24 protein-coding genes are annotated in these 25,274 nt (G+C 38.4%); 17 read left to right on the top strand and 7 right to left on the bottom strand.

Features of this window, described 5'->3' with window-relative positions; genetic code table 11:
• Positions 1-66: 66 nt before the first annotated feature.
• From MN200_RS08790 to MN200_RS08780, 3 genes are all read right to left on the bottom strand, one after another.
• Positions 67-744, bottom strand: coding sequence for a hypothetical protein (locus tag MN200_RS08790; protein ID WP_058869537.1), 678 nt, complete (start codon positions 742-744; stop codon positions 67-69).
• Positions 744-1,571 (bottom strand): PAAR domain-containing protein, encoded by an 828-nt coding sequence (locus MN200_RS08785; RefSeq protein ID WP_058869538.1) that lies wholly within the window; start codon positions 1,569-1,571, stop codon positions 744-746. The genes MN200_RS08790 and MN200_RS08785 overlap by 1 nt, the downstream gene beginning before the upstream one ends.
• A 998-nt stretch (positions 1,572-2,569) precedes the next feature.
• A complete protein-coding gene (locus MN200_RS08780; RefSeq protein WP_058869539.1) occupies positions 2,570-2,773 on the bottom strand; it encodes a hypothetical protein in 204 nt (67 codons plus the stop codon).
• A 266-nt stretch (positions 2,774-3,039) separates the two neighbouring features.
• Between MN200_RS08780 and MN200_RS08775 the strand changes: the two genes are divergently transcribed.
• The 4 genes from MN200_RS08775 (at position 3,040) to MN200_RS08760 (ending at position 6,942) form a co-directional block, all read left to right on the top strand.
• A complete protein-coding gene (locus MN200_RS08775; protein ID WP_058869540.1) occupies positions 3,040-4,047 on the top strand; it encodes an NAD-dependent epimerase/dehydratase family protein in 1,008 nt (335 codons plus the stop codon).
• Between the two features lie 111 nt (positions 4,048-4,158).
• Positions 4,159-5,553 (top strand): class II fumarate hydratase, encoded by a 1,395-nt coding sequence (gene fumC / locus MN200_RS08770; protein ID WP_058869541.1) that lies wholly within the window; start codon positions 4,159-4,161, stop codon positions 5,551-5,553.
• A gap of 107 nt (positions 5,554-5,660) precedes the next feature.
• Complete coding sequence (locus tag MN200_RS08765) at positions 5,661-6,152, top strand: hypothetical protein (RefSeq protein ID WP_058869542.1); 492 nt, start codon at positions 5,661-5,663, stop codon at positions 6,150-6,152.
• A gap of 187 nt (positions 6,153-6,339) precedes the next feature.
• Entirely contained in the window at positions 6,340-6,942 is a 603-nt protein-coding gene (locus MN200_RS08760) for a nitroreductase family protein (RefSeq protein WP_058869543.1), read from the top strand.
• A gap of 60 nt (positions 6,943-7,002) precedes the next feature.
• On the opposite strand, the gene MN200_RS08755 is transcribed toward MN200_RS08760, so the two are convergent.
• Entirely contained in the window at positions 7,003-7,557 is a 555-nt protein-coding gene (locus tag MN200_RS08755; RefSeq protein WP_058869544.1) for a thermonuclease family protein, read from the bottom strand.
• A gap of 335 nt (positions 7,558-7,892) precedes the next feature.
• Between MN200_RS08755 and MN200_RS08750 the strand changes: the two genes are divergently transcribed.
• The 5 genes from MN200_RS08750 (at position 7,893) to MN200_RS08730 (ending at position 14,228) form a co-directional block, all read left to right on the top strand.
• Complete coding sequence (locus tag MN200_RS08750; RefSeq protein WP_058869545.1) at positions 7,893-10,520, top strand: type VI secretion system Vgr family protein; 2,628 nt, start codon at positions 7,893-7,895, stop codon at positions 10,518-10,520.
• Positions 10,521-11,426, top strand: coding sequence for a DUF4123 domain-containing protein (locus MN200_RS08745; protein WP_058869546.1), 906 nt, complete (start codon positions 10,521-10,523; stop codon positions 11,424-11,426). It abuts the gene before it with no gap.
• 168 nt (positions 11,427-11,594) lie between these two features.
• Positions 11,595-12,008, top strand: a complete 414-nt coding sequence (locus tag MN200_RS08740) for a hypothetical protein (protein ID WP_242760519.1) — start codon at positions 11,595-11,597, stop codon at positions 12,006-12,008.
• A 99-nt stretch (positions 12,009-12,107) separates the two neighbouring features.
• Entirely contained in the window at positions 12,108-12,527 is a 420-nt protein-coding gene (locus tag MN200_RS08735; protein ID WP_058870680.1) for a hypothetical protein, read from the top strand.
• 12 nt (positions 12,528-12,539) lie between these two features.
• Positions 12,540-14,228 (top strand): DUF2235 domain-containing protein, encoded by a 1,689-nt coding sequence (locus MN200_RS08730; protein WP_242759190.1) that lies wholly within the window; start codon positions 12,540-12,542, stop codon positions 14,226-14,228.
• A gap of 287 nt (positions 14,229-14,515) precedes the next feature.
• Here the strand turns inward: MN200_RS08730 and MN200_RS08725 are convergent, their stop codons facing one another.
• Entirely contained in the window at positions 14,516-15,433 is a 918-nt protein-coding gene (locus MN200_RS08725; protein WP_242759188.1) for a LysR family transcriptional regulator, read from the bottom strand.
• A 94-nt stretch (positions 15,434-15,527) separates the two neighbouring features.
• Here MN200_RS08725 and MN200_RS08720 point away from each other — a divergent pair, with 94 nt between their 5' ends.
• From MN200_RS08720 to MN200_RS08690, 7 genes are all read left to right on the top strand, one after another.
• Complete coding sequence (locus tag MN200_RS08720; protein ID WP_242759186.1) at positions 15,528-16,769, top strand: acyl-CoA dehydrogenase family protein; 1,242 nt, start codon at positions 15,528-15,530, stop codon at positions 16,767-16,769.
• A gap of 96 nt (positions 16,770-16,865) precedes the next feature.
• Positions 16,866-17,987, top strand: coding sequence for a phosphotransferase family protein (locus MN200_RS08715; RefSeq protein ID WP_242759185.1), 1,122 nt, complete (start codon positions 16,866-16,868; stop codon positions 17,985-17,987).
• Complete coding sequence (locus MN200_RS08710) at positions 17,984-18,682, top strand: histidine phosphatase family protein (RefSeq protein WP_078425610.1); 699 nt, start codon at positions 17,984-17,986, stop codon at positions 18,680-18,682. Before MN200_RS08715 ends, MN200_RS08710 begins: the two co-directional genes overlap by 4 nt.
• A 15-nt stretch (positions 18,683-18,697) precedes the next feature.
• Positions 18,698-19,441 carry an SDR family oxidoreductase gene (locus tag MN200_RS08705; RefSeq protein WP_005399526.1) on the top strand — a complete coding sequence of 248 codons (744 nt, stop codon included), beginning with the start codon at positions 18,698-18,700 and terminating at the stop codon, positions 19,439-19,441.
• 151 nt (positions 19,442-19,592) lie between these two features.
• Positions 19,593-19,916: a pyrimidine/purine nucleoside phosphorylase gene (locus tag MN200_RS08700; protein ID WP_010326633.1), complete on the top strand. Its 324-nt coding sequence runs from the start codon at positions 19,593-19,595 to the stop codon at positions 19,914-19,916.
• 183 nt (positions 19,917-20,099) lie between these two features.
• The gene (locus MN200_RS08695; RefSeq protein ID WP_058869556.1) at positions 20,100-20,810 is read left to right on the top strand and encodes an SGNH/GDSL hydrolase family protein; all 711 of its coding nucleotides are present in this window, start codon (positions 20,100-20,102) and stop codon (positions 20,808-20,810) included.
• Between the two features lie 29 nt (positions 20,811-20,839).
• On the top strand, positions 20,840-21,433 hold the full coding sequence (locus tag MN200_RS08690; RefSeq protein ID WP_058869557.1) for a uracil-DNA glycosylase family protein: 594 nt from the start codon (positions 20,840-20,842) through the stop codon (positions 21,431-21,433).
• Between the two features lie 62 nt (positions 21,434-21,495).
• Here the strand turns inward: MN200_RS08690 and MN200_RS08685 are convergent, their stop codons facing one another.
• Both MN200_RS08685 and MN200_RS08680 read right to left on the bottom strand, forming a co-directional pair.
• Entirely contained in the window at positions 21,496-21,933 is a 438-nt protein-coding gene (locus MN200_RS08685; protein ID WP_058869558.1) for a hypothetical protein, read from the bottom strand.
• A 258-nt stretch (positions 21,934-22,191) separates the two neighbouring features.
• Positions 22,192-23,745 carry a phospholipase D family protein gene (locus MN200_RS08680; protein ID WP_058869559.1) on the bottom strand — a complete coding sequence of 518 codons (1,554 nt, stop codon included), beginning with the start codon at positions 23,743-23,745 and terminating at the stop codon, positions 22,192-22,194.
• Between the two features lie 122 nt (positions 23,746-23,867).
• On the opposite strand from MN200_RS08680, the gene MN200_RS08675 reads away from it, so the two are divergent.
• Positions 23,868-24,998 carry an alcohol dehydrogenase catalytic domain-containing protein gene (locus tag MN200_RS08675; RefSeq protein ID WP_157843580.1) on the top strand — a complete coding sequence of 377 codons (1,131 nt, stop codon included), beginning with the start codon at positions 23,868-23,870 and terminating at the stop codon, positions 24,996-24,998.
• Positions 24,999-25,274: the final 276 nt, after the last annotated feature.

The raw sequence follows: 25,274 nt of genomic DNA, 5'->3' as shown, positions 1-25,274 counted from the left end.
CATGTGTGCTATGGATTTATCTCTTTTGATACTATCAAAAACCAGCCCTAGGCTGGTTTTTTGGCATTACATTTGGGGCTTATAATTATCTAAGATTGATTTCCTACCATCCGGGGTAGTTTCTACCTCATACAGCATCTCATAAATTTCTTTGTCTTCTGGCGATTTTTTTGAGTCTACAAGTTGTTTTAATTTTAACTTATAGTCTTTTTTACCTGCATGAAGCAAACTTGCATAGTATGCCCATTCTGTTTGATCGTAATAGGGGGCATCTTTAGGCATATTATCTAATTTATTTTTATATAAATTGGCGTTGTATAAATAACAGTCTTCAATATCCTTCTTAGGTTTGTTTAAAACTTCAATGAGTAAACATTGAAGATTTTTCATATTAGTTGTTTCTTTTCTTGCCAAGATTTTATTTGTAATAGCATAGGCTTCAGCATAATTACCAAGACTCATATTGATGTTAAGTGAAAGATTATTTCGTTCTTTCTCTGAATTAATTTGAGAGATCTGAGGAAGAATTTCCTTGAGCTTTTGATTAGTAATTTTTGGGTCTGGCTCGCTTTGAGATTGAATTAATATCTGATTATATTCATTTATGATTTTTTGACTGTCCAGAGAGAGTTCAGCATCAGCTCCAGTTGTTGAGCTTTGTGTGTGGATTTCTGTTTCACTTGCACTGCTACAAGCCGTAAGGGGAAGGATCGAGAGTAAAAGTGGGAATAATATCTGTTTCATTAGTTTACACGCTTAGCTGCTGAATTTAGTTTAAAAGTATATTTTTTATATGGAGGAATAGGGGTTACATATCCCACACTATCTGCCGGTTTTACTGTGTAACCCAATGTTAATTCAACCTCAACAAGTTGTAAATTTGGTTCCGGCAAAGTGATGTTACAACTCCCAAGTGGTGCTTTCTTTTTATCCGTATTCCAAATTCCTTCACCAATTGTCAATTTAGCCACACTTAACAGCTCTCCTTCACGACTAATTTTTACACGACCATAAGGTAGAACCTTTCCACTTTCAGATAGCGGATAAGCATTAATTGAGACACTGATAAATAAATTTTTTTCATTTAAAACGTAATTTAATAAATAACTAACAGCACCTGATAGAACTTGGACACCTTCATCAAATGGTTGAATAACGGCTTTATGACTAATAAATACATCTGTAGAGTTTTGAGGAATATAGTAATTTATATATTGCTCTTTTTCTGCGCTAAAGCTATTAGTTAAATTATTGGAATTTTGAGATGTTGGTGTAAGTGAGTTTGAGCGATTTAATCCAGAAACACTACCAGATGCTTTGACGACTAAATTTTGACTTGAGATGAAGGTGGCACCGCAGGTAGTTTTATCTCCTGCTACGATCATAGCCTTGCCATTAATAACAACTAAGCTATTACTTGCTATAGCTGTAACGATAGTGTTGCATTTAGGGCAGTAATGTTTCATTCCATTTAGATGAGCAGCTTTACCTTGAACGATGAAGTTATTATCTGCCTCAATCACTATACCCCCATGGGTCGTTTTGTCGCCTATTGTTATTGTTGCTTGCATTAAGATAACTCTTTTGTATTGCTAATATAATGAGATAGATGTGGATGTTATCTTTTACACACCATAAATTCCTTCTGATTTTTGTAAGATTTTTAAGTTGACCCTGTACAAGGTATATGGCATATTTCTGCTATAGTGGGCGAAGTTATAGTAATTCACTTAGCATTATGAACAGCGAGCCGATAATGTGGATTAGTTGACAACTCGGAAAGACGAGCATCCAAGCCTAATCATTTAATTGGGTTTTTTTATGCCTTGAGAATTGTTCCGTGAAAGCAATATCAAGGCACCCAATGGCGGCTTAACTTTAATCGTAGTGGTTTAAATTTTAATGCCGCCACCCAGATTTCAATTAAAGTTAATTCATAAAATATTGATTTATTCTTAATTCATTTTTCACAAAAAATTCACGAATAAGTATGCATGATTGCTGCTAGAAACAGCTGTAGTTTCTGAATGACCTTCCAAGGTCCTTAGTTTAAGCCCACATCAATCTACTGCTGAGGTGGGCTTTTTTTTGCATCGAGAAAAGTAATGCTCCGATTGTTAATGTGTTTATTTGGCCTTCATGGTGCAATTGAGATAGATCACACGATTGATGGTGATGAGATCAAGGTGTGTCGTGATTGCTCGAAAGAAATTAAGTGATATTTAAGAAATTGAGTGATTTATTCATCATAGTGAAACAATGGGATTATATTCTGTGAAAAATAAAGATGAATTAAAGAATTAGTAATAAAGCGCAAATTTAACCCGCTTACTTTGGGAGAGGTAAGCGGGTTTTTTATTGAGTAATTTATATTTCCTTTTTGCCGAACGTATTACGGCACATAGAACCCCGCTCAATATGCATTATTGGCGGGGTTTTCTTTTCTTATTTGAACTATCCGGAAATACCGGAGGGTTGGGATTTATGACAGATCGTGTACAAGCGAAAAAAGATTTGCAGTTCTGTTGTTCGGAGCTGGCGAAATATCAAAACCTCAGCCGTTCAGGTCTTAAACGTCATCAAATGATAGCGATTGATGAAATAATGAGATCGCAATACTTTCAGCATGAAATACTTTGGCATCTGCCTTGTCATCAACCCAAAACCATTCAGGCTGATACACCTGCCGAATGTCTGAAAAGTCGTTATATTCATTTTCTTCAGTAGCATCTCGATAGACAAGCCATTTGTCGTCTTTGGAGATGTAGGCCATTAAACACCCCTTTAAATTTCAAACTTCACAATTTATTCAATAAGCTTTTTCTTTTCATAAACAATATACAGTTCATAGGTATAACTGTAACACATGCAATATTCCGAACCTATAATATGGTGGTATAGTGCTCTTGCAGATTGACCGGCTCAAGAGAATTCTTAAGTCGGTTTTTTGCGTTTAATATCTGTGGATAAGTCATTTGTAACACCAAAAATACACCAATAAATCACAACTTGCTGATTATTATAAGGAGTATCTATACAATGATTTTAGTGACTGGTGGTTTAGGCTTTATAGGCTCTCATATTGCTTTGAGCTTTATGGCACATGGGCAAGAGGTCATTATTGTAGACAATTTATCCAATGCGAACTTACAAACTCTTGAACGATTGGAATTTATTAGTGGCATGTACGTGCCTTTTGTCAAAATTGATATACGAAATACGCCTGCTTTAAACAAAGTTTTTGAGCAGTATTCCATCGATGCAGTGGTGCATGCAGCAAGTTTCAAATCACTTGAAGAATCTGTACTGAAGCCTTTGGAGTACTATAACGATAATGTCAGTTGTATCATGAGTTTACTGCGTGCCATGCAGCGCACAGGTGTCCGAACTTTGGTTCATCTCTCCAGTCTTGCGGTCTATGGTGAATCCAGCCTACATTTAGAAGAAGATTTGGAGCTGAATTTCGGCTATCCAAACCCGTATATCAAGTCGCAGCAAATGGTCGAAGAAATTATTCGAGATACAGCAAAAACGGATAATGAATGGAAAATTGCAATTTTAAGAATGGGCAATGTTGCTGGTGCATTTGAAAATGCGATGCTCGGAGAACTGTTCCCACCTTTACCGAAAAATATTATCCCACTGTTGATGCAAGTCGCTGCAAAACAGCGTGATTATATTGAACTTAGACAAAGTGCACAAACTACAGATCATACCGTAGAGCGTAGTTTTTTACATATACTCGATGCCTGTGATGCGATTGCGGCTTCGTTACAATGGTTAAGTACTCAACAGTTTGCTTGTGAAGCTTTTAATATTGCAGGTCAAAGTGTGTCGATACAGCAGTTGGTTGAAAAAGTTGAAAATGTGACACAAAGTGATATTGCTACAGTCGATGTTGTGGATTCGCATATCGTGGAATTAGATCAGGTCGCAGCAGAGTGTAGTAAAGCAAAAAACGTTTTACACTGGGAAGCGAAGCGCAGTTTAGAACAAATCCTTGAAGATGGATGGCGTTTCTACCGACAAAGTTTAGATAGCCGTTAATTAATTTAATGATAACAATTATCATTTACATATTTTTACTTAATCATTAAGATAAGGAAAACAAGCGCAAAATAATTATTTTGCAATTCACTTAAAAAGGAAGAGGTTAAAATGCAAACACGTATTGAACATGACACGATGGGCGAAGTTGAAGTACCGAGCGAAGCACTTTGGGGTGCTCAAACTCAGCGTAGTTTGCAAAACTTTAAAATTGGCAGTGAACGTCTACCACGTCCAATGATTCGTGCCATGGGCTTAGTGAAAAAAGCAGCAGCACAGACCAATGCTGAACTTAACCAAATTCCACAAGAATTGGCGCAATACATCGTCGGTGCTGCGGATGAAGTGATTGCAGGGCAGTGGGATAGTCAATTTCCTTTGGTGGTATGGCAAACTGGTTCAGGCACACAAAGCAACATGAACTGTAATGAAGTGATTGCGAATATCGCCAATCAGAAACTTGGCAATCCTTTAGGTGCACAAAAACCTGTCCACCCGAACGATCACGTGAATCGTGCACAGTCGACCAATGACTCGTTTCCAACGGCGATTCATGTCGCAGCAAGTATTCAGATCAATGAATTATTGATTCCTGCGGTGACACAGCTGCGAGATACTTTAGAGGCAAAGTCTCAAGCATTTGCTGACATCGTTAAGATTGGTCGAACTCATTTACAAGATGCGACACCCTTAACCTTAGGCCAAGAATTTAGCGGTTATGTTTCTCAGCTCGATCACGGCTTAAAGCGTTTACAACAAGCACTTTCAGGCTTGTATGAGCTGCCTTTAGGTGGAACAGCTGTAGGTACAGGATTGAATGCTCATCCCGATTATGCAGAAAAATCAGCGGAGCAATTGGCACAGTTGACAGGGCTACCTTTTGTGACTGCACCAAATAAATTTGAAGCATTGGCTGGGCGTGATGCAGCAGTGTTTGCCTCAGGCGCATTAAAAACGCTTGCGGTAAGCTTGAACAAAATTGCCAATGACATTCGCTGGTTGTCAAGTGGTCCACGTTGTGGTTTTGGCGAGTTACGTATTCCTGAAAATGAACCAGGCTCAAGTATTATGCCGGGGAAAGTGAACCCGACTCAAAGTGAAGCGATGACTATGGTAGTGGCTCAAGTCTTAGGCAATGACACCACGATTAATGTTGCGGGTGCATCGGGTAATTTTGAACTGAATGTATTCATGCCAGTGATTGCGTTTAATTTGTTGCAGTCGATTCAGCTTTTGGGTGACGCATGTAATAGTTTTAATGATCACTGTGCAGTGGGTATTGAGCCAAACCGAGAAAAAATTGACCACTTCTTACATGACTCATTGATGTTAGTTACGGCTTTAAATCCAGTGATTGGCTATGAAAATGCAGCAAAAGTTGCCAAAACAGCCTATAAAGAAGGGAAAACGTTAAAACAGGTGGCCGTAGAGTTGAACTTAGTCACTGCTGAGCAGTTTGATGAAGTGGTACGTCCAGAGCAAATGATTTCCCCAAATGTAAAATAGCCCTTGGTCCAGATGCTCAACTAAAGAGCAAATGAACATCAGCAGTTTTTATCTTTGGGTGAAGTCGGTACAATGGTCGACTAAAGATAAACTGCTGATGAGTTACCATGCTTTATATTTATTTGACAGATGTTCAGAAAAACGTGCAATTTAACGATTATCCGGGTGAGCATCCTGTTAAATTTGTTTTAAATTTCAAAAAGATTTTTCCAAGTGTTATGGAGTTATTACTTCCTGTTCTACCTGAAAATGAAAATCTTGAAGAAATGACATGGGAATCAACCACGGCTGACTTTGAACTTTTCAAACTGTTGTTGAGTGGTTGGGGCGTGATTGAATTACGCTTAAACGCGATCAAACAGTTTAAAGATAAAGATTTTGCCGATGCTCTAGTGAAACGTGCACAACAAAAGCGCAAAGACTTTGCAAAAGCACAGCAGCAGTTGAAAACAGTTGAACTCGATTATTTATTTATGCATGAGATTCATGCATTGATCGATGCAGAATTGGTTGAACTGGGTGAAAAGTTCTATTTACCCGTTCTTCGTGACTTATGGAAAAATAAAATTCCAACTCAAGTCTTAGAAGCCAAATTTTAAGTCATTCAAAAAATCCTCCAAATGGAGGATTTTTTATATCGATAGCAAAACTATGTATTTGCGAGCACAAGAAAGTATTTAAACTGCATCTAAAGCACTAAATTTTATTATTTGGTCAAATGTTGGAATTAATATTGCTTGATACATTGCGTCATCATTCACACTATAGCCGTAAGGATTTTATAATATGTCAAATCAGTTCATCGACTTAATCACAAAGCGTCGTACCATTTATGCCATTGGTAAAAAGGTCGAGCACAGCCCTGAATTTTTAACTGATTTGATTCAAACTGCCATTAAACAAAGCCCATCATCGTTCAATTCACAGTCATCTCGGGCGGTGATTTTGTTTAATACGCAACATGAAAAGTTCTGGACTTTTGTGGCTGAAAAACTGAAGTCTTATGCTAAGGATGAAGAAAGCGCGGCTAAAACAACGGTAAAAATGACCAGTTTTGCAGCAGGTGTGGGAACTGTTTTATTTTTTGAAGATTTAGATGTAATTCAGGACTTACAAGAGCAATTTCCATCTTATGCTGAAAATTTCCCAGTATGGGCAGAGCATTCAACTGCAATAGCGCAGTTTGCAACTTGGACTGCATTACATACCTTAGGTTTAGGTGCATCTTTACAGCATTACAATCCAATTGTAGACGAAGAAGTCCATGCTGAGTGGGATGTGCCTGTAAGTTGGAAACTGCGAGCACAACTGGTATTCGGCTCAGTTGAGGGGGAAGCTAAAGAAAAAGGCTTTGTGGATGATGCTGTACGCTTTAAAGTCTTCAAATAATCAATAAAAAAGCCGCTTTATATGGAGCGGCTTTTTTTTGGCTGAGTTTTTACAGATCGGCTACTTCTTCATTTTTCGGTAGTCACTCAGGCGAATAGGGCGGGTGCCGCGCCATAAACCTTTCTTATGCTTTTTCGCATGACTTTGTAAAGCATTCATATGTTTCAAATGCTTTTTATCCTTAATATAGTCCTCATAGACCCATGCTGCACCACGTTTGACCATCTCTTCATTCATACTTCTCTGAAAACGATAGATTTCACCTACACAGCGACCATAACGGTCAATGTCTGTAATGCGAACACGAACCACTTTCCGATAAACCATTTTTTTGATTAAGCGTTTTGATTCAGGCCCATAGCTTTGAGTCGACTCCGGCGCATCAATATAGGCAAAGCGTAATTTGGTTTCAGAGCGTCGAAAGTTAAATCGATAACATGTCAGTGTATCACCATCACTTATAGCCGTAATTCGGCACCAATAGGTTTTACCTTTTTTAAAGGGATGGAGAAATTGGCTGAGAGCATTTTGTATTTTATAAAAAGTAAATACCAGTATCAGGCAAAGGGCGAAGCCAATACCGATGAGCCAGCTATTGGGCAGGTGATCAAACATAGAGGGAGCAATGGAAAATAAAAATATCAAAAAGACATTGTATGGCAGATACACTATTTAAAATGCTTTAAGTGATCTCAAGTGTTTATTTTTCATAAGAAAGTAGATGTTTAATTAAACAAGTAAACAGGAACAAATTTTTAACGAAGTAAAATAGCCATTAGTCAGTTTAATTAAGTGAATTTGTATTCCTTTAAATCATTTGAATGCTATTTAAACTGATATTTTCATAAGAAAAATAATTATTTATCCCTGATAACAAAAAATATACCGAATAGTTTTGAGAACAATACATTGTTTTGTTAGCATATTTTTGTAAAATTAAGGTCATAATAATGATAAATAATATTTCCAGTATTTTGGATAAGCTTGGTTTTGGACTGCAAAAACGAGCAATTAGTATTCAATTTTCAAATGCAGCAGTTAATTCTCAAATCATGCTGCAACGCCTCGAAGGTTATCATGGTATTAATGATGGGTTATCCTTAGAACTAATCTGCTTATCTACAAATCCATATATTGAATTAAAACAATTTATTGGATGCCAAGTTGCCGTCGATCAGGTGACAGATTCAGGCCAACTATTTAGAACTACAGGCATTATTACAGGTGCAAGCCAAGGGCAAAGTGATGGTGCTTTGAGCCTCTATCGGCTTACAATGCAGGATGCCACTAGTTTACTGCGCAAACGGTGTAATAGCCGTGTATTTATGAATAAAAGCGCGGTGGAAATTTGTGAAATTATTTTCAAAGAATGGCAAAGTAAAAGTCCTTTGTTTGCTGCTAGTCTAAGATTAGATACCAGTGGTTTAAGCAGGAATTACGATATACGTCCTTTCTCCATGCAATCGAATGAAAGTGATTATGCTTATTTAACTCGGCTGTTACGCGAAGAGTCGATTAATTGGTTGGTTGGTGAGTCTCATCTTTTTGTTTCAAGTAACGATTACAGTATTGAGCCACAAATACTTAAGTTAATAGATAATAATGCTCAATTTGAAGCAATTGAGCGAAGAAGCATTCGCTATCATCGTTCAGATGCCACAGAACAATCAGATAGCATTACAAGTTTTATTGCGCAGCGTCAATTGCAACCGACAGCCATTCACGTACAACGTTGGCAAGCTGATCGTTTGAGGCAAGAAGACGCAAGTGGTTCAGTGATCAGTTCACATCAGCACAGTGCCCAGCAAGATAATGAAAGTTTAACTTTGGAGCAAGCTTGGAATATCTCACCTGCTTGGATTGGGGATCTAAAAGGGGAAGATCAGGCTACTGCTTCAGGAAATGGCCAATTAGATAAACTCAATAAACAGCTGAATCAATATCAGGCTTTGCAGGCAAAATATTTTATAGCAAATAGTAGTGTACGTGATACTCAAGTTGGCTATTGGTTTCAGTTGAATGATCATCCAGAGTTAGAGAAGAACCATAGCCCAAAGGATAAAGAATTTTTAATCTTAACGAAGCATTTTTATAATCAAAATAACCTTCCAAAAGATATCAAAGATCAAGTTGAAAAGTTGTTAAGTTTAAGTCATTGGGCAACGAGTAAAGACAGTGATCAAGAACGCCAAGCAAATGAGCTAACTGTTGTACGTCGTACGATTGAGGTTGTTCCTGAATATGATCCATTGACTCATCGGCCGACTGCACATGTACAACGCGCTAAAGTTGTGAGTGATGGTGAAGAAATCCATGTTGATGAATGGGGGAGAATCAAGGTCCGTTTCTTATTCACACGTAGAGAAGACCATGCACACGATGGTGGTGCAGGATCAAATGACACTGATACCGATTCGGCATGGGTAGATGTTCTCACCCCTTGGGCAGGCGAGGGTTATGGTGCACGTTTTTTACCACGTAAGGATGAAATGGTTGTTATCGACTTCTTTGATGGCAATATTGATCGTCCATTTGTTACTGGCCGAATTCACGAAGCGCAGCGTTCGCCAACCAAATTTGATATTAAAGGACAACTCCCCGATACCAAAAAACTCAGTGGAATCCGTTCAAAAGAAGTCGGTGGTGAAGGCTATAACCAACTGCGTTTTGATGATACAACAGGGCAAATCAGTGCCCAATTACATAGCAGTCACGGTGCAACCCAACTGAACTTAGGGAATTTAAGTCATCCAAAAGACAAAGCTGAAAGTGATGGTCGTGGAGAAGGCTTTGAACTTAGAACTGATTATGCAGGTGCTATTCGAAGTAAAGGACTCTATATCTCAACGTTTGTTCAAGACAAAGCAACCGATATACACTTAGAGACAAAAGAAGCTGTCCAAAACTTCACAGAAAGTTTGGAAAGTATGAAGGCACTATCTGAATATGCAGTTAAGCAAAAAGCTGAAGCTGCAGATATGCTCGAAAATATTGATCAATATATTAAAACGATTGAATCACAATGGTCTGACTTAAAAGCAACGAAAGATGCTCTGATGCTCTTGGCATCACCAGAAAGTATTTCTCTGGTTTCAGGGAAAGACATTCATATGAATGCTTTGGATAGTATTACCGTTGGTGGTGGTCAATCGATCAATGTTAGTACAGATGAACACATCATATTGAATGCCAAGAAAAAAGTCAGTGTTTTTGCAGGTGAAGACGATCTAAAAATTTATGCAGCAAAAGGCAAATTTGATCTGCAATCACAAGACAATGTATTAGATGTTTCAGCACGACTAGACGTTAAAATAACCTCATCTGAAGGCAAAGTAGAAATTCACAGCCCGACCGAAATTGTATTTAAAGCAAAAGACAGTGCCTTAAAAATCAATGGTGATGGGGTTACCGTCATTACACCAAATAAATTTACTGCCAAAGCTAGTCAACATCTCTTTACAGCAGGTGCGAGTGAAAGTCCTATACTTCCTCTTTTCCCTAACAATATTTGTTGGGAATGTCTCGCTCGACGGGCAGCACAACGTGGTGCTTTTATTAACAAAGGAGATGGAATGTAAATGATAGGCAACCAAAGTCTCCAAATTTTCTTTAAAACATTTGAAAAGTATCCGCTTGATCAAGTTGGATTAAACGTTTATGCATTAGCCGATGCAGCCCAAGATAAAACATTCTTAAAAGTTTTAGAGCATTTAAGGCAAAAATGCCTATTGAAAGAAGCAGGTGGTGAAAAAGCTAGAGAAATCTCTCCACATTTACTGCAATTACCAAAAGACTTTACTGCACTCGAATGGGAGTGGATAGAAAAAAATATCGCTGGCACGACCAAAATGACGATTATTATTTCACCCTTGACATTTGATTACTTATATAAACACTTACGCCAATTCTTAGATGTCGAATTCGATGGTGGTCTAGAAATGATGTTGGCATTTTGGGATCCTGCTATCTTAGCAACACTGGTTGGCCACAAAGCCGATAAAACATTATATGTACAAGGACCTGTATTCAATCCACAACAAATTGAAACCTTGCTTAAACCGATTCAAAGTTGGTGGTACTGGGATCGTTCAGGTAATTTGCAGGGCGTATTTGGCTTGAATGAGCGTGTTGAATTACTTCCATCCATAGAAACACCACTACACTTTTCTAGTGAACAAGAAGAAATGATGGTCGAGGCAACCTTTCCCGATCATTTGATGTATTACCTCAAACTCAATAACTCATTTTTAGTCGATAAAATTGATGATGATACATTGTATCAGTTGGTGGTTAAGAGTATCCCTGAAGCAAGAACGTACAATCTATCTGGTACACGTGATATTTTAAATTTCATCTGTTTAAAGCTGATTTACAAAGATCAATTTGAGTCTGACGATAATTTACAGTATCAATTGATTCATTTGAAAGATAAAAAGTTCACAATGGATCAAGTGATGAATAATGTAATGGCTAAAACTGAATAATATTATTTTAGTATTTTATACACCTTATTAAAATGAATAAACATAAATTCTCAAGAGAGAGTAAATATGAATTACAAAGTATTATTTTTCTTGCTTATCATTATACCAGTGGCGTTATCTGGCTGTATCGGAAATTGGGCATATGGACAGATTTAAGCAATGATACTGATTCATCCTAAAAAAGGAATTTTAATACCAGTAATTATCTTTGCATTAATTGGATGTGCCAGTATTGGACCAAATGCAACATATTATATGGGAATAGTATCCTTTAATTATAATCCAGCGTATGCAAGCTGTATGGTGAAATTAAATGGTACAGAAATAGGTGGAGGTTATGGGAGATCTATGAATACTTCTCCTGTAAAAGTTGGAACTCAAATTGTCACATGGAGGGATGCAAAAACAGGGCAAGTTCATAATGCTACAAATGAAGTCAGCCTAACAAAAGAAGACATTAAAGGAATGAAGTACTTGGCGGTACACTTATATCCAGATGATAGTATTGAAATTACAACATCCAATAATTGGCCAAATCCGACTGTAAAAGGTAATGCTTGGTACGATAGGTTAACTAAATAGATCTAAATAATGTTTATGAAAACGATTAAAGCTATTTAATCTATATAAATTATATATGTTTACATAGATTAAATATTTTAAAGAAAACAAGGAACTATCATGAACATAAAAAAACTCCTTCTCCCTATTAGCTTAGTTTTCAGCATTGCTGGGTGTGCTGGTATTGGACCGAATGCAACATATGATATAGCTACTACATCCTTCAACTATGATCCAACTTATTCTGACTATATGCTGAAACTGAATGGACAAGAAATTGGAGGAGGCTTCGGTGGAGCTATGTCAACGAACTCAATTAAAACTGGTCCTCAAGTCATTACATGGAAAGATGCAAAAACAGGTAAACCACACTCTGCTAAAAACCAAGTAATTATTACGAAAGAACAATTAAAAGGTAAGAAATATTTAGCTGCTCATATCTATCCAGATGATACAGTTGAAGTTACGACATCTAATAATTGGCCAAATCCAACCGAAAAAGGAATTAAGTGGCTCAATCAATTAAAAAATAATAAATAGTGAGTATATATAATGTTTACGAAAACGATTATAAAACGAACCGTAGAAACTAATAACGATGTTTCAAATACGCCACCTACTGCAAAACAGGATTGTTCCGATGTAGTCCATATTTCGGTTTTTTTTGACGGTACAGGCAATAACAAAGATGCTGATGAAGAAAAAAAGAAGTGGTCTAATCCAGCTCGATTATGGCGTAATGCAAGAACTCTCCTTGATGAACATAAAAAAGAAGGAAAAGATAGCTCAAATTATGCAATCTATGTATCAGGTGTAGGCACACGGTTTAATGGTGAGCTAAATATTTTTCAACGTGCACTCGCTATGATGCAAGACCATAGTGGTTTTGGCCTTGGTGTAGGGACAGGTGGTACCCGACGCCTAGATTATGGCGAAGACCAACTGAATGATGCGTTAAAGCAAGTCATGATCATCAATGCGAAAAAAGCAGAAATAGACACAGGTAAATATGCAAATGAAAAAAAAGTGTATAGCTTTGCAGAGGTCGATAAAAGTTTAAAGCAACATCGTCTCATTAAAAAAATTAATATTTCTACATTTGGCTTTTCTCGTGGTGCTGCTTTAGCACGTGCTTTTACCAATCAATTTATGTGGCAATGTGAGTCTGATTGCAACGGTTTAATCTATGGTACTGGGAAATATCCCATTGAATTTAAATTTATGGGAATTTTTGATACCGTGGCCTCATTTGGCTTACCAGCGACCAACTTAAATAATAATTTAACTTTTGAAGGTCGGGATATGGTCATTGATGAGCGCGTCAAAATGTGTGTGCATCATGTTGCAGGAAATGAGCTGCGCTTTGCCTTCCCTGTTGATTTAATTCATAAAGAAAATGGGCAAATTGCCAATTCAAACTGGAAAGAACTCGTTTACCCAGGCATGCATTCCGATGTCGGAGGTGGCTACACGCCTGGTAGTCAAAATGTAAATGACAACTTTGCCCGTATCCCACTGAAAGACATGCTGGAAGATGCGGTCAGTGCAGGTGTCCGAATGTTTGATTATGACCAATTAAAAGAAAAGTATGGCGCGTTATTTGCTGAACAGTTTGAAATTCAATACGAAACACAGCGTTTATATGATGAGGTAAAAGCACAAATACCGTCTACAGGAAAAGTTCAAGATCAAATTATTGCTGCTATGAAAGTTTATTATAGTGCGTATGGTACATTGGCGAGAAGTAAGACAGCCTCTGTCAGTCAAAATGTACGTAAAGATAATAAATTTCGTGAAATATTACCGATCGGCCCATCAGATATGGCAACTGAAATCAGCCGCTTAGAAAAATTACAAAACCTAACAGCACCTAATAAATCTGGTGGAATGAATATTTTTAGAATATTGTCACCTGTTTCAAAAGCATATGAGTTTTTCTTAGACGTAGATGATTGGGAGTTCGCGAGTTGGCATAAAGAATCAACACCAGAAATTATGAGCTTTTATCAAAACTATATTCATGACTCTAAGTACGGTTTTATGAGTAATGCTGAACCATTTAGTTATTTCCGGCAAAGGACGGTATATGAGTCCCGTCGTAGTGGAAAGGGAGAAGAGGTAGATCAAAAAACTGCAGAAGATAAAGCAGTATGCACTGTGGTAAATAGGGAAGTACAACAAGAAGAATTTTTTGATGCATTTGAACGAGCTAAACAAGAAGATTTACCGTTAGCTATGTAAAAAAGAATAAACTCTTGGTACGGTCGCTAAGTTTTAACTCCTTATAAGTGCTATTAAGAAATTAATATTTACTCCATATTTTAAGCATCTTAAGATGAGATGCTTATTGTTTACTTTCATATTGAGTGCCCTACAAATGGTTATGGTGCAAATAACAAAGATACAGAATTAGAAAAACAAGGAGTAATTTGTAAGACTGGTGCGTTGGTTGTTTAGAGGTTCCAAATGACAGTCAATACAGGAAACTAAGTTAGAACTTCGATTTTTTTTAAATTATATAAAATAGCCTAAGCAAAAATTTTATAAATTTCGTTCCTTAAAAAATAGTGTCTTTTATTTTCAGTTAAATTTTTATGCCAATAAATTCCAATATTCATCTGCGGCAGTTTCACAGGAACATCAAAAATATTGAGTAGAGGGGAAACATGCAAATGGCTCAAAATATTTTGAGGAATCGTTAAAATTGCATTTGGATATTGCTCTAAAATTTGTAGCGCAGTGGAATAGTGCTGACAACGCAAAAAAACCTGCCTAGACAGTTGCTTACGATTTAAATGAACATCTTCAACCAAAACACCAGTTCGCCTTGATGACACACCAATATGCGGTGCAGCCAAATACAATTCAGCATTGATTTGCTGGAGCTGAGTACAAGCCACAAACTGGTCTTTGACCAAGCTCTCAAATTGAATTTTATCGCCAAAGTTTTGTTCCAAATCAATCACAAAATCAATTTGTTGAGAAACTAAATCGGCATCTACCGTTTTACGGTCCAGCTTACTACTCATGAACTGAATACTTAATCCAAGTTTCTGAAAGTGAGCGACTAACTTTGGGAAAACAATTGGTTCGATTTCATCATGAATCGCAATTTTTAGGCTTTGAACCATGTTCGGGTCGAAGCTTTGCTGCTGCATGGAAATACTTTGAATTGCAATTAAAGCATTTTTAATAATCAGGTAATTTTGTTCTGCAAAAGGTGTTGGAAGCATTTGGCTGCCAGAGCGAACAAATAAATCATCCTTTAAATGGCTACGTAGACGCTGCAAGGCATGACTGGCAGCAGACTGCGTAATCGACAAGATTTGAGCTGCTTTTGAAATACTTTTTTGCTCATAAATCGCAATAAAAAGTGGGTATAAATTGATATCGATGCGATGAAAAAGTCCCATATCAATGGGTAACTTACTATGAATACTGTTCATGCTGATCTATAAAATAAAATCATTTTGTTCATATTAGTTTTCAGGTTATGTTGATGTAAAGCGAAAATATCAAAATAGATCGAAGGAAGTAGCCATGTTTGAACTTTCAGCACGTGCTCAAGATTATGTAGAACGTACCAAACAATTTATTCAAAACGAAATTGAGCCGATCGAAACTGACTTTTGGCATGAGGTACATGAACTAAACCAAGGTGGTGACTGGACCAAATGGCAGTGGCCCGCACAACTTGAAATGCTCAAAGCCAAAGCAAAAGCTGCAGGTTTATGGAATATGTTTTTGCCTTGTCCTGAATTGGGTCAAGGTCTATCGGTTCAAGAGTACGCTCATATTGCAGAACTCACAGGTCGAAGTCTTCTTGCGCCGACCGTATTTAATTGTAATGCGCCTGACAGTGGCAACATGGAAGTATTGTGGCGTTATGGCTCTGAAGCTCAAAAGCAAGAGTGGCTTACGCAGCTTTTAGATGGAAAAATTCGCTCTGTTTTCTGCATGACAGAGCCTGCCGTCGCTTCATCTGATGCGACCAATATGCAAGCAACAGCCGTGATCGAAGGTGATGAAATTGTGCTAAATGGCCGTAAATGGTGGTCTTCAGGCTTAGGTGACCCCAATGCCAAAATTATTATTTTTATGGCGCATACACCAGATGAAACCAAAGATCGCCACCATCAACACTCGATGGTTTTAGTGCCTGTTGAAACGGCTGGAGTCAAAATAGAACGAATGTTACCAGTCTTTGGTGACTACGATGCACCCCATGGTCACGGCGAAATTAGCTTTAGTAATGTTCGTGTTCCTGTTTCCAACTTTATTGGTGGTGCAGGTCAAGGTTTTGAAATCGCCCAAGGTCGTTTAGGGCCGGGTCGTATTCATCACTGTATGCGCTGCATTGGTGCTGCGGAAAAATCTTTAGAGTTGATGATTGATCGCGGCATGAGTCGTACTGCATTTGGCAAAGAGATTTTAAAATTAGGTGGAAACCTAGAGCGCGTGGCTGATGCACGTGTTGCAATTGATCAAGCACGTTTATTAACCTTGTATGCTGCGTATAAAATGGATACTTTAGGGAATATGACAGCGTTAACTGAAATCTCTGCCATTAAAGTCGTTGCGCCAAGTGTGCTTGAAAAAGTGGTCGATATGGCGATTCAAATTCACGGCGGAGCAGGTGTGTCGCGTGATACACCTTTGACAGGTTTCTTCGCCCAAGCACGTTCACTGCGTTTGGCCGATGGACCAGATGAAGTCCATAAAGGCATGATTGCAAAACTAGAACTGGCAAAACGCGGCTATAGTACGCGTCGTAAAAAATAATAGAGGAGAAGATCATCTCTTTAATTCATCGTGTTGAAATAAGAATAGATGATCTTCTTAGTCATAAAGAAAAGATTGATAGTTTGGGAAAAAAGAATGTCAGCGATTGATGTAGGTGGAACAGTTCGGGCGGGTGAAGAACTGGATGCTGTAGCCGTAGAAAACTGGCTCAAAGCACAAGGTGTCGATCTACAAGGGCAGGTTGAAGTCACGCAATACTCAGGCGGTGCATCTAACTGGACGTATAGATTGAAATACGACAATGTCGATCTAATTCTACGCCGCCCACCCAAAGGTACCAAAGCTAAATCTGCACATGACATGGCACGTGAATATCATGTGCAAAAGAATTTAACCCCTTTTTATCCTGTACTTCCCGAAATGGTTGCATTGTGTCAGGACGAATCTGTTCTTGGCTGTGACTTCTACGTGATGAAACGTGTAGAAGGCATTATTCCACGTGCCAATTTACCGAGAGAGCTAGATTTTAAAGAAGCCCAAGTTCGTGAGTTGTGTATCAATGTGATTGATAAACTGATCGAACTTCATCAAGTGCCATACCAAGGCACAGAACTTGAGAACCTTGGTAAAGGTGAGGGTTATTGTCGTCGTCAAGTGGAAGGTTGGGACGCTCGTTTTGAAAAAGCCAAAACCATTAACGTCCCTTCATTCAAATATGTGCGAAAGTGGCTGAAAGATAATATTCCAGCAGACTCAAAAACCTGCGTAATTCATAACGATTGGCGTTTTGATAATGTCATTTTAGATCCGAATCATCCGACGCAAATTATTGGAGTTTTAGATTGGGAAATGGCAACGCTCGGTGACCCACTCATGGACTTAGGTTCGGCCTTGGCATATTGGGTTGAAGAGTCGGATAGTGCACTCTTTAAAGCGACACGTCGTCAACCGACAAATCTTAAAGGCATGTTCACACGTAAAGAAGTGGTCGATTATTATTTAGAAAAAACGGGTTTAGAGGTCGAGAATTGGACCTTTTATGAAGTCTTTGGCATTTTCCGTTTAGCCGTAATTGCCCAACAAATTTATTATCGCTATCACCATAAGCAGACCAATAACCCAGCCTTCAAAGATTTTTGGATTTTAATTCATGCTCTCCATATTCGCGCACTTAAATTGATTGGTTTACAAAAAATTGAAGCCAATGAAGTCGCTCAAAAATACATTGTTAAAATGAAGGAAATATTAGGCAAATGACCACTATTTATTTCATTCGCCACGGGCAAGCATCTTTTGGTGCAGAAAGTTATGATCAACTCTCTCCCAATGGTGAACTCCAAGCCAAAATTTTAGGTCAATATTTTGATCAGATCTTAAAAGAAGCGCCTGTGGTGGTGTCAGGCTCCATGCAGCGACATCAGCAAACGGCATGTATTTCTTTGGCTGAGTGCTTTCCTGAAGTAGATGTTTTAACAAATTCTGCATGGAATGAGTTCAATCATCAACAAGTCTTCGCTCATTACGAACCGCGTTTTAACGAGCCACATTTACTAAAAGCCGATGTGGCTAAAGAATCGAACCCACGTGCATATTTGGCCAAGATATTTGAAGGGGCAATTGAACGATGGACAGGTGGCGATTATCACCATGAATACGATGAATCATGGCCTGAATTTAAAAGTCGAATTGAAGTCGCTTTACAAGATTTGTGTGATGAATTGGCTCAAAGCAAACCGCGCTATGCTGTGGTGTTTACTTCAGGCGGTGTAATTTCAGTGGTTGCAGGTAAGCTGTTGGGTTTAAGTCCAAATAAAACCTTTGCCCTAAATTGGGCTATTGCCAACAGCAGCATGACCACATTACGACTGGTGGGCAATGAACCGCAGCTTTTAAGTCTCAATGAACATCATTTTATTAAAGCCGAAAACTCAAACTTACTGACATGGATCTAAGGACAGGATTAAGACATGGCTAAAACAATTTTAATTACAGGGGCAAGTTCTGGCATTGGTGCAGGTATGGCGCGCGAATTTGCACAAAAAGGCTATAACTTGGCAATTTGTGCACGACGCTTAGATCGCCTCGAAAGCCTAAAACAGGAACTTGAGAGCAAGTACGGCATAAAAGTCATCCCTAAAGTTTTAGATGTGACCAATTACGATCAAGTGTTTGAAGTCTTTCGTGCATTTAAACAAGAATTTGGCCATTTAGACCGTGTGATTGTAAATGCTGGAATTGGAGATGGACGTCGAATTGGTAAAGGCAGTTTTGCGATTAATAAAGCCACGGTTGAAACCAACTTTATTTCAGCTCTAGCGCAGTGCGAAGCTGCAGTTGAAATTTTCCGTGAGCAAAATGCAGGGCATTTGGTTGTTATCTCGTCTATGAGTGCAGTCCGCGGTATGCCGAAACATTTGACAGCGTATGGTGCAAGTAAAGCGGGTGTTGCACATTTGGCTGAAGGTATTCGTGCAGAACTGCTCAATACCCCAATTAAAGTCACGACTATTTTTCCTGGCTATATTCGTACAGAAATTAATGAGGGTGCCAAACCACTACCTTTTGAAGTGGATGAAAAAACAGGTTCACGACTGTTGGCCGCAGAAATTGAAAAAGCCCCTGTAAAAGCCTATGTTCCTAAATGGCCGTGGTTACCACTGGGTTTAGCAATGAAAATTTTACCACTGAAATTGGTCAATAAACTGGGTTAATGATTGAAATAAAAAGGCTGTAAATCAGCCTTTTTATTTTTAACTATGCCACTGCCTTCTAAACATATGTTGCTATTTCCAGATGATCATTTGAGTGTATTCATGAGTTGGTCATAAAATCGAGGTAGCATTGAAGAAAAAGGTGATCAAGATGTCCACACAATTCGACTTTGTTTCAGTCAGAAAAAAGCCCAATGTTCATTTTGGTGGGCGCTCAATCAGTCATGTCATTCAATGTGAAGATGGTTCACAAAAGACCCTTGGGGTTATTTTGCCTACAGATCAACCGCTGACGTTTGAAACGCATGTTGCGGAGCATATTGAAATTGTTTCAGGTCAATGCCAAGTTAAAATTGGGCTACAGACTGAAATGACTCTGTATTATGCAGGTGAAAGTTTTGATGTTCCTGCCAACAGCCGCTTTAGTATGATGGCAAGTGAAGTTGTAGATTATATTTGTCACTTAGAAAAATAGCCGAAGACAAAGACTCAAATTGTTAGAATAATATTAAGTCTTATAAATTATTGATTTAATAGGTGTTATGTTATGTTATTTACTTTGCAGCAATATTTCTGAAAAATATTTAAGTCTGTGTATCGGTGCAATTCAACGTATACTATTTTCATCTCTTAGCTAGCTTAGACCCAGTCACTGAATATGCGATTAAAAATTTATACGCTGGCTTTAATTCCAGTCATTCTTTTTCAGGGCTATGCTGTCAAAAAAAATACACCAAGATTGGCTGAACCCGAAGGAGAGCGCATTGGACAAAAGGGCGTGGGTCAGTCGCTTGCTTTGCTCATTTTGGGGGATTCAGCAGCGGCAGGTGTTGGTGTAAATGCTCAAGATGATGCGTTATTGGGTTCAATTTTAAAAGAACTGTCATCTGAGTTTAGTATTCAATTTTATTTACAAGCAACGACGGGATTCACCACAGATCAGGTCATTCAGTCCATCCAAACGCTTGAGACACAGCATTTTGATGTCATCATTACTTCTGTGGGCGTAAATGACATTACAAAATTCACTTCGCCGCAGGCTTGGATCGCAAAACAGAAGCAGCTTTATGACATACTCAAACATAAGTTTAGTCCACAACTAACAATCGCATCAGGTGTACCACCGATGGATCAGTTTCCTGCACTTCCAAACCCACTTGCATGGTTGTTCGGTCAATATGCCAAAGAGATGAACTTAAAATTAGGCCAATTTGTCGCCCAGCAAAATCAGATGGATTGGATAGAGTACGATCTCAAGAAATTTTTGGCTTTAAACTTAGTTATGGCCGAAGACGGTTTCCACCCTAGCAAAGAAATTTATCAATTTTGGGGTAAACAAGTGGCTGAAAAAATACGCCAATCTTTTTAAAATGCAATAAAGACAATTTTTTATAGCTTATGACACATTCAGTTGAAATCGAAAAACATCCACTTAAACCGTTCCTCCCAGCTAATGCCAAATTATTGATGCTGGGCAGCTTTCCGCCGCCCAAGACCCGCTGGAAAATGGACTTTTACTATCCAAATTTTCAAAATGATATGTGGAAAATATTTGGCCTGTGTTTTTTCCAAGATAAAAATTATTTTCTCAATATCGAGCAGAAGACATTTAAAGAACAAAAGATCCGTACATTTTTAAATGAACGGGGCATTGCGATTTTTGATACGGCCTATGAAGTGATTCGCCAAAAAGGCAATGCTTCAGATAAGTTTTTGCATATTGTTACCCCAACCAATATACAACATTTACTTGAAAAAATGCCCGAATGTCATAGTGTGATGACCACGGGCGATAAAGCCACTGATACGCTCATGCTGTCTATGCCTACTGGTACGTTAAAACCACAAATTGGCATGAAGTCCGAGACGCATTTTGCTGGGCGAGACCTGAGGCTTTATCGGATGCCATCTTCTTCTCGTGCCTATCCTTTGGCTTTAGAGAAAAAAGCCGAGGCTTATTACAACTTATTTTCTGAAATAGGCTTACTTTAGGTCACTATTTGGATTATCCACATGACTGAATGTTCCAGCCATTCGTAGATAGTTGGTCTGCTTTAGTCTTCGTACTCAACATAGTCCCAGAGATTAAGCCGCGCTTTAATCTGTTTGCGTAGTTGTGGCAGCATAGGAAATAATGTTCCATCAATCCATAGGCTGAGTGCACCTGCCGAAAGTGGTTGTTGCGATTCATCGATCAATTGAGCGCCTTTCACCAAAACAAAAGACTCTTCGCTTGCAGCTGTTTCGATCCCTTTAAACCGAACTAAAAGTTCATGGCCTGTATCTTGGATTTGCCACTCCAGTTCAATTTGGATATTTTGATTGGATTTTAAAACGACTTGTCCTTCAACCATGTCATTGTCAACCAAGCAGTCATGTTCAACACGCACTTTACTTAGAAACCATTCTTGTCGGGCAAGATTTTCTAGTGTTTTGTAGGGGGTTAAAATATTGCTGAGATTAAACTGACGACTTAAATCAAAAAATTGCATTACTAAACTTTATAAAGGAGAGATAAAAAAGGAGGGCTGCATGTTAAATCAAAGTGTGTACTCAGTAAAACCTTTCAAGCCCTTGAATGAATTTAGGTATCAGATCCAATTATTCTGTTCGAGTCTTATATTCAAAGTTGTTTATTAAAAATAGCAATAGATAAAGTATTTTTAAGCTGAGCCTAAAAACAAAGCAACTCAGCCTAAACAGAAAGCTATCGTACATTAGAAAATGTGGATAACATCATTCACCTGTAATTACATCATCCATTCAATGGGCAGGTAGGATACAGCTTTCATCATAAAACGCTGAAATTTTGTGGTTTCAGGTTCTTTTTGATGTTCAATGACACTTCCATCTTTTTGATGTTCAAGCCAAATGATATCGCCTTGAGGATTAAGCTTTAACTCATATGCAATATGCGGGAGAAATTCATCTAACTTGTGTGAGATTGCATTTTGCAATTGATCTGACTCCACCACTAAGCCTACTTCTGTATTTAAATGGGCTGAGCGCGGGTCAAAGTTAAACGAACCGACAAAGACTTTTCCGTCTATATCAAAAAATTTGGCATGGAGCCGTGAGGAACTTCGACCTTTAGCAGGAATCACATGACCAGTTGCCACTTCATACCATGTGTATTTCTCTCGTTCGATATAAGGTTTAAATTCATATAATTTGACGCCATTTTCAAGCAAGCCACGGCGATATTTTTTATAAAATGCATGCACAATGGCAACATCATTAGCCAATAACGAATTGGTTAAGACCCGAACTCGAGTTCCATTTTTTGCCAAATTGGAGAGATATTCGGCACCTGCTGTGGTTGGAACAAAATATGCGGAGACCAACTCCATATGCTTTTCAGGCTTGCCCATCAAATCGAACATTTGTTTGACAATGATTTCATCAGGCTTTGCTTCACCACGAATTTTATTGGGAGAATCGGCAATGAAATGAGCCTTTGCCCAGTTAACAGGATGTTTAGTCAGCTCTGAATCGACTTGTATCCGAGCCAAATCAATTTTCTGTTCAATCACATTTTTATCTAAGGCATCCGCTTCATAGTGCTGTTTTAATTTAGCCAGTTCTTCTTTTGTCCCACGACCCACTAATTGGGGAATGGTATAACTGAGATCATCATTCCAGAAATTTAGAAATACACTGTTAGCATGCTCTACAGCTTGCCCATAAAATAAAATGTCCAAATCAGTAAATTGGAATTTTTCACTGGCATCAAAGTATTCACTGCTGATGTTACGACCACCAGTTACCGCAATTGCACCATCAGCAATGATCAGCTTGTTATGCATACGATGGTTAATGTGATTGAAGCGGAAAGCATAATCAATCACACGTAAATGGCGGTATTTGTAAGGGTTAAATAATTTGATTTCAAAGTTGGGATGAGCGGCCAACTTTTTGAAGGTTTCATCAAGTGCCGTGCCGTTTTGGTCATCAATTAATAAACGTACTTTCACCCCACGATCCGCAGCATTCAGCAGTTCATGCAACATCATATGGCCTATAAAGTCATCTCCCCAGATATAGTATTGGACATCTAGACTGTGCTTGGCTTCTCGTATCAAGTGTAAGCGTGAGGCAATGCTCATAAATGCTTCGTCCAATGCCAAATAAGCCGTAAGTCCCTGTTTTTGCTGTGCAGATACATCTTGACCCTTGAGCCAATGCTCTGCATATACCTCTACAGGGGCTGAAGGCTTAGCCTGATTAGGGGCGAGCTGGCATCCCGCGAGTGTTAAAACGGTGCTCAGCAAAATCAGCGGTCGACAATGAGTTGGTATCGCCATATTTCTTTTAAAGACCTAATTTTTATAAGTTATATATTTCACATGTTATAGGTTCAAACAGAGAATAAAAAGCGGTTACTGTAGCGCATCTGTTAAAGACCTGTTAAGTAAGGATAGCGAAAATGAAATCACGTGCAGCAGTTGCCTTTGGACCTGGACAACCTCTGGAAATTGTAGAAATTGATGTTGCTCCACCGCAAAAAGGTGAAGTTTTAGTCAAAATTACCCATACAGGTGTATGCCATACCGACGCATTTACTTTATCTGGTGATGATCCTGAAGGTGTTTTTCCAGCAGTTTTAGGCCATGAAGGTGCGGGTATCGTAGTTCAGGTCGGTGAAGGCGTAACTAGCGTTCAGCCGGGTGATCATGTTATTCCACTGTATACGGCTGAGTGTGGCGAGTGTTTATTCTGTCAGTCAGGCAAGACCAATCTATGTGTTGCAGTTCGAGCTACACAAGGTAAAGGTCTGATGCCCGATGGTACAACGCGTTTTTCTTATAATGGACAACCGATTTATCACTACATGGGCTGTTCAACATTTTCTGAATATACCGTTGTCGCAGAAGTGTCTTTGGCTAAAATTAATCCAGATGCTAACCCTGAACACGTCTGTTTATTGGGTTGTGGCGTGACTACTGGTTTAGGTGCAGTCAAAAATACAGCCAAAGTGCAAGAGGGTGATACCGTTGCAGTCTTTGGTTTAGGTGGTATTGGTCTCGCTGTTGTACAAGGTGCAAAAAAAGCCAAAGCCAGCCGTATTATTGCGGTTGATACGAACCCTGACAAATATAAATTAGCAGCAGAAGCAAATGTTATTCGTAGTTTATGGGCATCCGCGGTGATTTTTAATGGTCACTTTACCGAAGACGCTGAAAACTTTGAAATGGACAATATCAACAATGAAACACGGGCCGAATGGTATCTACGCCAAATTCGAGGCTCAAGTAATTTTAGTGGGACACAGGGCTTGCATATCTTAAGCGGGAACTTGAGTCATCAAATCGAACATCATCTTTTCCCGGACATGCCAGCCAATCGCTACACACAAGTCGCACCCAAAATTAAAGCACTGTGTGCAGAGTATGGAATTCATTACAATGAAGCGAGCTTTATCAAACAGTTCTCATCTGTTTGGGTGAAATTGGCTAAATACTCACTGCCAAATGAATGTTATGAAAAAAGTGACCCTACACAGTCTTTTCTGAAACACAATCTGAGTTTATTGAAAAAAAGAATCTTTAAATCATAGCTCACAAGTATGTACCAGAGCAGAAACTTTATTGGATAATATTGACCCATTAGGTTTCTGCTTTTTTTTTTGCACAAAAGTAGGGCGTAAAACCCCTCTATATGATGTCTTTGTGTAAGTCGGATTAAATTTAATCATTATGTGAATAGTCGGTATTTACTTAAAATAAATTATTGTTAATATTGGTTTTTCAGTGAAAGTTGTTTAGCTTTGCTATGTCGCTCAAATGAATACTCATTTGCTATTGAAAACGGCTCTCAGTTATTTGTCTAATTT

Source organism: Acinetobacter sp. LUNF3 (assembly GCF_022699605.1).
GTDB lineage: Bacteria > Pseudomonadota > Gammaproteobacteria > Pseudomonadales > Moraxellaceae > Acinetobacter > Acinetobacter johnsonii.
This window is presented reverse-complemented; position numbering and strand designations above follow the sequence as displayed.

Coding starts and splice junctions, on each gene's coding strand:
- MN200_RS08790 (WP_058869537.1), bottom strand. CDS start 744: ATGAAACAGATATTATTCCCACTTTTACTCTCGATCCTTCCCCTTACG.
- MN200_RS08785 (WP_058869538.1), bottom strand. CDS start 1,571: ATGCAAGCAACAATAACAATAGGCGACAAAACGACCCATGGGGGTATA.
- MN200_RS08780 (WP_058869539.1), bottom strand. CDS start 2,773: ATGGCCTACATCTCCAAAGACGACAAATGGCTTGTCTATCGAGATGCT.
- MN200_RS08775 (WP_058869540.1), top strand. CDS start 3,040: ATGATTTTAGTGACTGGTGGTTTAGGCTTTATAGGCTCTCATATTGCT.
- fumC (WP_058869541.1), top strand. CDS start 4,159: ATGCAAACACGTATTGAACATGACACGATGGGCGAAGTTGAAGTACCG.
- MN200_RS08765 (WP_058869542.1), top strand. CDS start 5,661: ATGCTTTATATTTATTTGACAGATGTTCAGAAAAACGTGCAATTTAAC.
- MN200_RS08760 (WP_058869543.1), top strand. CDS start 6,340: ATGTCAAATCAGTTCATCGACTTAATCACAAAGCGTCGTACCATTTAT.
- MN200_RS08755 (WP_058869544.1), bottom strand. CDS start 7,557: ATGTTTGATCACCTGCCCAATAGCTGGCTCATCGGTATTGGCTTCGCC.
- MN200_RS08750 (WP_058869545.1), top strand. CDS start 7,893: ATGATAAATAATATTTCCAGTATTTTGGATAAGCTTGGTTTTGGACTG.
- MN200_RS08745 (WP_058869546.1), top strand. CDS start 10,521: ATGATAGGCAACCAAAGTCTCCAAATTTTCTTTAAAACATTTGAAAAG.
- MN200_RS08735 (WP_058870680.1), top strand. CDS start 12,108: ATGAACATAAAAAAACTCCTTCTCCCTATTAGCTTAGTTTTCAGCATT.
- MN200_RS08730 (WP_242759190.1), top strand. CDS start 12,540: ATGTTTACGAAAACGATTATAAAACGAACCGTAGAAACTAATAACGAT.
- MN200_RS08725 (WP_242759188.1), bottom strand. CDS start 15,433: ATGAACAGTATTCATAGTAAGTTACCCATTGATATGGGACTTTTTCAT.
- MN200_RS08720 (WP_242759186.1), top strand. CDS start 15,528: ATGTTTGAACTTTCAGCACGTGCTCAAGATTATGTAGAACGTACCAAA.
- MN200_RS08715 (WP_242759185.1), top strand. CDS start 16,866: ATGTCAGCGATTGATGTAGGTGGAACAGTTCGGGCGGGTGAAGAACTG.
- MN200_RS08710 (WP_078425610.1), top strand. CDS start 17,984: ATGACCACTATTTATTTCATTCGCCACGGGCAAGCATCTTTTGGTGCA.
- MN200_RS08705 (WP_005399526.1), top strand. CDS start 18,698: ATGGCTAAAACAATTTTAATTACAGGGGCAAGTTCTGGCATTGGTGCA.
- MN200_RS08700 (WP_010326633.1), top strand. CDS start 19,593: ATGTCCACACAATTCGACTTTGTTTCAGTCAGAAAAAAGCCCAATGTT.
- MN200_RS08695 (WP_058869556.1), top strand. CDS start 20,100: ATGCGATTAAAAATTTATACGCTGGCTTTAATTCCAGTCATTCTTTTT.
- MN200_RS08690 (WP_058869557.1), top strand. CDS start 20,840: ATGACACATTCAGTTGAAATCGAAAAACATCCACTTAAACCGTTCCTC.
- MN200_RS08685 (WP_058869558.1), bottom strand. CDS start 21,933: ATGCAATTTTTTGATTTAAGTCGTCAGTTTAATCTCAGCAATATTTTA.
- MN200_RS08680 (WP_058869559.1), bottom strand. CDS start 23,745: ATGGCGATACCAACTCATTGTCGACCGCTGATTTTGCTGAGCACCGTT.
- MN200_RS08675 (WP_157843580.1), top strand. CDS start 23,868: ATGAAATCACGTGCAGCAGTTGCCTTTGGACCTGGACAACCTCTGGAA.